8 protein-coding genes are annotated in these 7,844 nt (G+C 71.2%); 5 read left to right on the forward strand and 3 right to left on the reverse strand.

The features are described 5' to 3' along the window. Positions 1-46 precede the first annotated feature (46 nt). Entirely contained in the window at positions 47-1,315 is a 1,269-nt protein-coding gene (gene purD, locus QN357_RS16220; protein ID WP_322189156.1) for a phosphoribosylamine--glycine ligase, read from the reverse strand. Between the two features lie 85 nt (positions 1,316-1,400). Here purD and QN357_RS16225 point away from each other — a divergent pair, with 85 nt between their 5' ends. After that, entirely contained in the window at positions 1,401-1,769 is a 369-nt protein-coding gene (locus QN357_RS16225) for a sterol carrier family protein (protein WP_134446233.1), read from the forward strand. A gap of 29 nt (positions 1,770-1,798) precedes the next feature. On the opposite strand, the gene QN357_RS16230 is transcribed toward QN357_RS16225, so the two are convergent. Then, positions 1,799-2,794: a ribokinase gene (locus tag QN357_RS16230; RefSeq protein WP_134446234.1), complete on the reverse strand. Its 996-nt coding sequence runs from the start codon at positions 2,792-2,794 to the stop codon at positions 1,799-1,801. Between the two features lie 83 nt (positions 2,795-2,877). Between QN357_RS16230 and QN357_RS16235 the strand changes: the two genes are divergently transcribed. The 3 genes from QN357_RS16235 to purM are packed head-to-tail and all read left to right on the forward strand — an operon-like array spanning position 2,878 to position 6,110. Beyond that, positions 2,878-3,291, forward strand: a complete 414-nt coding sequence (locus QN357_RS16235) for a hypothetical protein (RefSeq protein WP_174774615.1) — start codon at positions 2,878-2,880, stop codon at positions 3,289-3,291. A 21-nt stretch (positions 3,292-3,312) separates the two neighbouring features. Further along, positions 3,313-5,010: an amidophosphoribosyltransferase gene (gene purF / locus QN357_RS16240; protein ID WP_241975368.1), complete on the forward strand. Its 1,698-nt coding sequence runs from the start codon at positions 3,313-3,315 to the stop codon at positions 5,008-5,010. Next, complete coding sequence (purM, locus tag QN357_RS16245; protein WP_134446235.1) at positions 5,007-6,110, forward strand: phosphoribosylformylglycinamidine cyclo-ligase; 1,104 nt, start codon at positions 5,007-5,009, stop codon at positions 6,108-6,110. The genes purF and purM overlap by 4 nt, the downstream gene beginning before the upstream one ends. Positions 6,111-6,336: 226 nt before the next feature. Here purM and QN357_RS16250 read toward each other — a convergent pair whose 3' ends face one another. Then, positions 6,337-6,570, reverse strand: a complete 234-nt coding sequence (locus QN357_RS16250) for a DUF3073 domain-containing protein (protein WP_134446236.1) — start codon at positions 6,568-6,570, stop codon at positions 6,337-6,339. A gap of 187 nt (positions 6,571-6,757) precedes the next feature. Here QN357_RS16250 and QN357_RS16255 point away from each other — a divergent pair, with 187 nt between their 5' ends. Continuing rightward, positions 6,758-7,843, forward strand: a complete 1,086-nt coding sequence (locus QN357_RS16255; RefSeq protein WP_134446237.1) for an FAD-dependent oxidoreductase — start codon at positions 6,758-6,760, stop codon at positions 7,841-7,843. Position 7,844: the final 1 nt, after the last annotated feature.

A 7,844-nucleotide genomic window follows, 5' to 3' on the forward strand; every position in this document is an offset into this window, starting at 1 on the left:
CCCCTCCGGCCGTGCCTGCGGGGAGGCCGTCTCGCGGAGCGACAGGTCAGGCGACGACGCGGGCGGCGATGTCCGTGCGGAACTGCGCACCCTCGAGGGCGATCTCGGCGAGGGCGGCATACACGCGGGTGCGGGCCTCGGCGAACCCGTCGCCGAGCGCGACAACGCTCAGCACCCGGCCGCCGGTGGAGACGAGTCTTCCGTCGACGAGGGCCGTCGCGGCGTGCGCGACCGTGACGCCGTCGACGGCGGATGCGGCATCGAGCCCTGTGATCGCCCGCCCCGTGACCGGGGTCTCCGGGTAGTTCTCGCTCGCCAGCACGACGGTCACGCAGGACTCTGCCGAGAACACCGGCCGCGCCATCCCGCCGAGCCCGCCGGTGGACGCCGCGAGCAGCAGCCCCGAGAGCGGGGTCACCAGCCGGGGCAGCACGACCTGGGTCTCGGGGTCACCGAAACGCGCGTTGAACTCGATGACCCGGATGCCGGCATCCGTCAGAATCAGCCCGCAGTAGAGCAGCCCGATGAAGGGGGTGTCCTCGGCGGCGAGCCTGCGGACGGTCGGCAGGGCGATCGTGTCGAGGACCTCGTCGACGAAGGCCTGTTCGCTTCCGAAGCCGGCGTCGAGCCAGGGCAGCGGCGAGTATGCGCCCATGCCGCCGGTGTTCGGACCGAGGTCGCCGTCGGCGAGGCGCTTGTAGTCCTGCGCGGGGGAGAGCGGCAGCACGGTGTGGCCGTCGCTCAGGAAGAACAGGGAGACCTCCTGGCCGGCGAGGAACTCCTCGATGAGCACGCCGCCGTGCTGTAGCCAGTACTCTGCGTGGGCGAGGGCGGCGAGGCGGTCCTCGGTGACGAGCACGCCCTTGCCGGCGGCGAGGCCGTCGGCCTTGACGACGTATGGCGCCCCGAAGGCGTCCAGGGCGCTGGTCGCCTCGGCGAGGGTGCCGGCGCGCTCGGCGCGGCCGGTCGGGACGCCGGCCTCGTCCATGATGCGCTTGGCGAAGGTCTTGCTGCCTTCGAGGGCCGCGGCGGCGCGGCCGGGGCCGAACACCGGGATGCCCTGCGCACGCAGCGCATCGGCGACGCCGGCGACGAGGGGAGCCTCCGGGCCGATGACGACGAGGTCGACGCCGTGCTCGATCGCGTACTCCGTGACGGCGCCGGGCACGTTCGGGTCGAGGGCGACGACGGGCACCGCGGCGGCGATGCCGGCGTTGCCGGGCGCGGCGACGACCTCGTGGCGGGGCTCCTCGCGGAGCAGCGCGGTGATGATGGCGTGCTCGCGGGCACCGGAACCGAGGACCAGAATTCTCACCGGTTCAGGCTACCGGATGCCGGTCACTGGAGTTAGGCCACTAGGCGCGGGGCGTCCCTGGCCGGGAAACCGGCAGAATGGGGGGATGGCCAAGGCGAGGATCGACGACGGGGTGGGCCGCGCCGCGGTGCGCGGCTACGCGGCGGACCCGGCGGGCGCGAGCAGGGACATCCGTGCGCTCGCCGTGCGCTACACCCTGCAGTTGCTCTCCGAAGAGGCCAACGGCAACACCCTCGAGGTGCGCGTTCCGCCGTTCGGCGCCGTGCAGTGCATCGCGGGCCCCCGGCACACCCGGGGCACCCCGCCCAACGTCGTCGAAACAGATGCCGCGACCTGGCTCGCCCTCGCGACCGGCGAGCTCGCCTGGTCCGACGGTCTCGCGAGTGGGCGCATCCACGCGAGCGGACAGCGCGCCGACCTCGCCGCGCACCTGCCGCTGCGCCTCACCCCGTAACCGCGCCTCCCGCGTTTCTCGCGAGGGGGTCAGGCGAGGATCGCGGCCACCTCGGCCCGGGTCGGCATCGATGCCGTCGCGCCGGCCCGGGTGACCGAAACGGATGCCGCGACCGTCGCCCAGCGGATGGCGTCGATCATCGCCTCCTCCGAAACCCCGACGCGAGCACCCCCGGTACCGGATTCCGCGGCGCCCGTGACCGCGGCATCCGGAGCCACTTCAGCACCTGCAGCAGCCACAGCACCCCTGGAACCCTCGGCGAGCCGGGCGACGAGCGCGCCGACGAAGGTGTCCCCGGCCCCGGTGGTGTCCACGGGGCGCACCGGCCGGGCCGGCGCGAGCCCGAGTGCGACGCCGCCGCGGGCGACAACGCACCCCTCGTCGCCGAGGGTGACGATCGCCCAGCCGCGGCGCGCGCTCAGGGATTCTGCCGCGCGCGCGGCATCCGCTTCACCCGTGAGCTCCTCGGCCTCGAGACGGTTGGCCACGACCAGGTCGACGCCCGCGAGGAACGCCGCAGGCAGCGGCACGACCGGAGCGGGCGTGAAAACCGTGAACGTGCCCGACGCCCGAGCGACCGCGAGCCCCTCAACGAGCGCTGACACGGGAAGCTCGCACTGCAGCACGAGGAAGTCCGCCGCCGCGATCACCGCGCGCTGCCCCGGGTCGAGTACCGTCACGGCGGCGTTCGCGCCGGAGACGACGACGATCGAGTTCTCGCCGGAATCGAGCACCGTGATGTGCGCGGTGCCTGTCGGCCCGTCGACTGTGTCGAGACCGTCCACGCGGATGCCTTCGGCCACGAGCAGCGCCCGGAGTTCCGTCCCGTAGGCATCGCGTCCGACCGCGCCGAGGAAGTCGACAGCGCCACCCTGCCGGGCGGCAGCGACCGCCTGGTTGAGTCCCTTACCCCCGGGCACAAGGGCGAAGTCGTGGCCGAAGATCGTCTCGCCCGGCCGGGGAAGTCGCGGCTGGCGCACGACGAGGTCCATGTTCGCGCTTCCGAGCACCGCAATCCTGTTCACCCGTCCAGTGTCGCACCCGCGCCACGTCCCGCCCCGTGCCGGCTCCCGGCGCACTCCCGGGGCGCGCGTGCGAGAATGTCCCCATGAGCGCAACCGAGCAGCCAGGGAACGACATCGCCCCCGTGCAGCCCGCCCCGGGCGCGGCCGTCCCCGAAGTCCTCGTCGGCCAGGCCGCGGCGACCGTACGTCGCTCCCCGCGCTACCTCAACTTCATGATCGTCGGCGCCGTCCTCGGGGCGGTCACCGCGCTGATCCTCACCGTCGGCTTCCCCCAGACGGCCGAATTCGGACTCCTCCAGGTCTTCGGATTCCTCCTCCTCGTCGGGGTCGTCGTAGGCCTCGCGCTCGGTGCGCTCGTGGCGATCGTGATCGACCGATTCACCGTTCGCTCGGTCCAGACGATCGTCGTCGATAGACTGGGCGTCTACGGCGTGAGCGAGACGAACGCTCCCTCCGAGGCAGACGACCCCCCAACATCCAGCGCTAATACGCTGTAAAGATAGTTAAGAGGCATCGATTTGGCTGGTGGCGACGGACTTCTCGGTCACGATCTCTTGCAGGGCGAGAAGGGGCCACAGGATGCCTGTGGCGTCTTCGGCGTGTGGGCTCCCGGTGAAGAGGTGGCCAAGCTCAGCTACTTCGGGCTGTACGCCCTGCAGCACCGCGGCCAGGAATCGGCCGGAATCGCGACGAGCGACGGCAGCAAGATCCTGATCTACAAGGACATGGGCCTCGTCGCCCAGGTCTTCAACGAGGCGGCGCTGAGCACCCTCATCGGTCACATCGCGGTCGGGCACACCCGCTATTCGACAACGGGATCCTCGAGCTGGCAGAACGCCCAGCCGACCCTCGGCCGCACCTCGAGCGGAACCGTCGCCCTCGGCCACAACGGCAACCTGACCAACACGGCCGAGCTGCTCCAGCTCGTGCACGAGCGCTACCCGAAGGTCGAGGGCGAACTCGCCCGCGGCAACACCACGGACACCGCCGTCATCACCGCCCTCTTCACCGGGGACCTCGACCACACCCTCGAGGCCACCGCGCTCGAGGTGCTCCCGCGCCTGCGAGGCGCCTACTGCCTCGTCTTCATGGACGAAACCACCCTCTACGCCGCCCGCGACCCCCAGGGCGTGCGCCCGCTCGTCCTCGGCCGGCTCGAGCGCGGCTGGGTCGTCGCCTCAGAGACCGCTGCCCTCGACATCGTCGGGGCGAGCTTCGTCCGCGAGGTCGAACCCGGCGAGCTCATCACGATCGACGAGAACGGCCTCCGCTCGCAGCGGTTCGCCGAGTCCAAGCCCGCCGGCTGCGTCTTCGAGTACGTCTACCTCGCCAGGCCGGACACCACGATCGCCGGCCGCGGCGTGCACGAGGCCAGGGTCGAGATGGGCCGCCGCCTCGCCGCCGAGTACCCCGTCGAGGCCGACCTTGTGATCCCGACCCCCGAGTCCGGCACCCCGGCCGCGATCGGCTACGCCCAGGCATCCGGGATCCCGTTCGGCCAGGGCCTCGTCAAGAACTCCTACGTCGGCCGTACGTTCATCCAGCCGTCAGAGACGATCCGCCAGCGTGGCATCAAGCTCAAGCTCAACCCGCTCAAGGCCGTGATCAAGGGCAAGCGCCTCATCGTCGTCGACGACTCGATCGTGCGCGGCAACACCCAGCGCGCCCTGGTCAGCATGCTCCGCGAGGCCGGCGCCGCCGAGGTGCACGTGCGCATCTCGAGCCCGCCGATCACCTGGCCGTGCTTCTACGGCATCGACTTCGCCTCCCGGGCCGAACTCATCGCGACCGGCCTCGGTGTCGACGAGGTGCGCCAGGCCATCGGCGCCGACTCCCTCGGCTACCTCTCGCCTGAGGGCATGATCGCCGCGACCGAGCAGCCGCGCGAGCGGCTCTGCACCGCGTGCTTCACGGGCGTCTACCCGATCCCGCTGCCCGACGCCCTGCACCTCGGCAAGAACCTGCTCGAGCGCACCGCCCCGGTCGGGTCGACCGATTCGACGCGGTCGACGGCGTCCGCAGGCTCGCCGGTCGTCGCGAGCGACGCATCCGTCGCCGCAGCAGAGGCCTCCCGCACATCAGACGGATGCGACCCGGGCCCCGACGCGGAATACGAACCGCTCCTCGACCCGGCTTCGATGCGGGCGAGCACGCGAACCCCCGTGCGCGGCACCCAGGGACAGTTCATGATCGGCGATCCAGGAAGACAAGAATGAGCAACGCATCGTACGCGGCAGCCGGAGTCGACACCGAGGCGGGTGACCTCGCCGTCTCGTTGATGAAGGCGGCCGTCTCGCGCACCCACGGCGCAGAGGTGCTCGGCGGTTTCGGCGGTTTCGCCGGGCTCTACGACGCCTCGTTCCTCACCGCGTACAAGCGCCCGTTGCTCGCGACCTCGACCGACGGCGTCGGCACCAAGGTCGCGATCGCCCAGGCCATCGACAAGCACGACACCATCGGCCAGGACCTCGTCGGCATGGTCGTCGACGACATCGTCGTGGTCGGCGCCCGCCCGCTCTTCATGACCGACTACATCGCCTGCGGCCGGGTCGTGCCCGAGCGCATCGCCGAGATCGTCGGCGGCATCGCCCGCGCCTGCGCCGAGACCGGCACCGCCCTCATCGGCGGAGAAACCGCGGAGCACCCGGGGCTCCTCGGCCCCGACGACTACGACGTCGCGGGAGCGGCCACCGGGGTCGTCGAGGGCGACCAGGTGCTCGGCGCCGAGCGCGTTCGCGCGGGTGACGTCGTCGTCGCGCTCGCCTCCTCCGGCCTGCACTCCAACGGCTTCTCGCTCGTCCGGCACATCCTCGCCGAACGGGGCATCGGCTACACCGACACGTCCGACGAACTCGGCGGGGTCGTCGGCGAAGTACTCCTCGAGCCGACCCGGCTCTACACCGGACCGCTGCTGAGCGTGCTCGCCGACCCCGAACTCGCCGGCGCGGTGCACTCGCTCAGCCACGTCACGGGCGGCGGCATCGCCGCGAACCTCGCCAGGGTCCTCCCGATCGGCGCGTGGGTCGAAGTGGACAGGTCGACCTGGTCGCCCGCCCCCGTGTTCCGGGTGCTGAGCGCCTTCGCGGGCAGCACCCTGGAGAGTTCTGAAGGCACCTGGAACCTCGGCGTCGGCATGTTCGCCGTCGTCGCAGCGGATGCCGCGTCCTCGGTCATCGCGAGCCTCGCGGCCGACGGCATCCCGGCCTGGGTCGCCGGACGCGTGTCCACGGCCCCGCACGACCTCACCGGCTTCGTGCAGGGTGCCAAGGGCGTCAACGGCGGCGCTGTGCGCCTGGTCGGCGGCTACGCGGCCTGACGCGCCCGCGCCGCGGCATCCGCCGCGGCATCCGCCGGTGCCGAGGGTTACCTTTCCGGTCGAGAGCGACCGGTAGACCGGGAAATCTCGACCGGAAAGGTCACTTTCGCGCAGCGCCTATGAGCGAATGCTGCCAACTCGCTGGGTACCGCGCGGTCAGCGCGGTGCGGATGCCTGCACAGACAAAACGGGCGCCGAGAGTGGCGCCCGGTACAGGGAACGGCGGTCAGGCGCGCTTCTGCTCGTCTTCGGTCGCGTAGGTGTCGACGTATCGGTCGGGTTCCTCGGAGGTACCCGGCTCGTACTCCGGCCACTTGGCCAGATCCTCGTCGAGACGCTCGTCGTCCACGGGATGCCCCGTGAGCTCGCGTTCGAGCGCGTTGTAGTTGGTGTCCGGGCTGAAATACTTCAGCTCACGGGCGACCTTGGTGTGCTTTGCTTTTTGACGGCCGCGCCCCATGCGAGACCCCCTAACGATGCCAGGCCAGGTGAGGAATGAGTCACCCGGGAGTTGCCGAACGGAATGGTGAAAACTAGGCGCTAGTTTAGCATGGTGGGCCTGAAGGCCCGCTTGTGGCTCGGAGGGCGAACCGCGGCGCACACAGTGATCTTACGCCGGACGTACGCTGGTGAAGAGGGGGGACGCGATGTCGAGTGACGCGAGCGTTCCCGTCGTCATCGTCGGAGCGGGGCAAGCCGGCCTCGCGGTCGCCTACTACCTGCGCAAATTCGAGCTGATCCCGGGGCGCGACTTCGTGCTCTTCGACCGCGGCCCGGACGCGGGCGGCGCGTGGCAGCACCGCTGGGCGGGACTCCGTCTCGGGTCGGCGCACCGGGTGAACGACCTGCCCGGCATGAGCGAACTCGGCCTGAGCTTTGCGACGGCTGACCGTGACCGCCCCGCCAGGGACGTCGTCACCGAGTACTACCGCAGGTACGAGGAGCACTTCGACCTCAGGGTCGTTCGACCCGTCACTGTCACCGCCGTGTTCAATCGCAGTGCCGACCTCGTGATCCGAAGCGCGTCGCCTGGGTTCGGCGACCACGAGACGACCGCCCGCCTGCTCGTCAACGCCTCAGGAACCTGGGGCGCCCCGTTCGTGCCGCACTATCCGGGAGCAGCGAGTTTCGCCGGACAGCAGCTGCACACCTCGGGCTACCGGGCGGCCGAGGATTTCGCCGGCCGGAGGGTCGTCGTCGTCGGCGGCGGGACATCCGCCATCGGGTTCCTGCTCGAGCTCGAACACGTCGCCGCCGAACTGACCTGGGCCTCACGGCGCCCGATCGACTGGGTGCACACCGATCAGCTCGACCTCGAGGGGGCGTCGGCCGCGGTCGCCGCCCAGGACGAGGCCGCCCGGTCCGGTCGCGCGCTGCCGAGCATCGTGAGCGGGACCGGCGTGCCCGTGAGTCGCCGGATCGCCGCGGGGATCGAGCGCGGGGTGCTCACCGCCCGGCCGATGTTCGCGAGCATCGAGCCGACCGGGGTGCGCTGGGCCGATGGCAGCTTCACGGAAGCGGACGTGATCATCTGGGCGACCGGGTTCCGTCCGGAGGTGCGGCACCTGGCCCCGCTGAAACTCCGCGCCAAGGGCGGCGGGCTCGTCGTCGGATCAGGGGCGAGCTGGACCGACCCGAGGATCTTCCTCGCCGGGTACGGGCCGCAGGCGAGCACGGTCGGCGCGCACCGGGCCGGCCGGGTGATCGCCCGCCAGGTCGTCGCCCTGCTCTGAC

The organism is Cryobacterium sp. RTC2.1 (genome assembly GCF_035018685.1).
Classification (GTDB): domain Bacteria; phylum Actinomycetota; class Actinomycetes; order Actinomycetales; family Microbacteriaceae; genus Cryobacterium; species Cryobacterium glucosi.

Coding starts and splice junctions, on each gene's coding strand:
- QN357_RS16225 (WP_134446233.1), top strand. CDS start 1,401: ATGGCCAAGGCGAGGATCGACGACGGGGTGGGCCGCGCCGCGGTGCGC.
- QN357_RS16235 (WP_174774615.1), top strand. CDS start 2,878: ATGAGCGCAACCGAGCAGCCAGGGAACGACATCGCCCCCGTGCAGCCC.
- purM (WP_134446235.1), top strand. CDS start 5,007: ATGAGCAACGCATCGTACGCGGCAGCCGGAGTCGACACCGAGGCGGGT.
- QN357_RS16250 (WP_134446236.1), bottom strand. CDS start 6,570: ATGGGGCGCGGCCGTCAAAAAGCAAAGCACACCAAGGTCGCCCGTGAG.
- QN357_RS16255 (WP_134446237.1), top strand. CDS start 6,758: ATGTCGAGTGACGCGAGCGTTCCCGTCGTCATCGTCGGAGCGGGGCAA.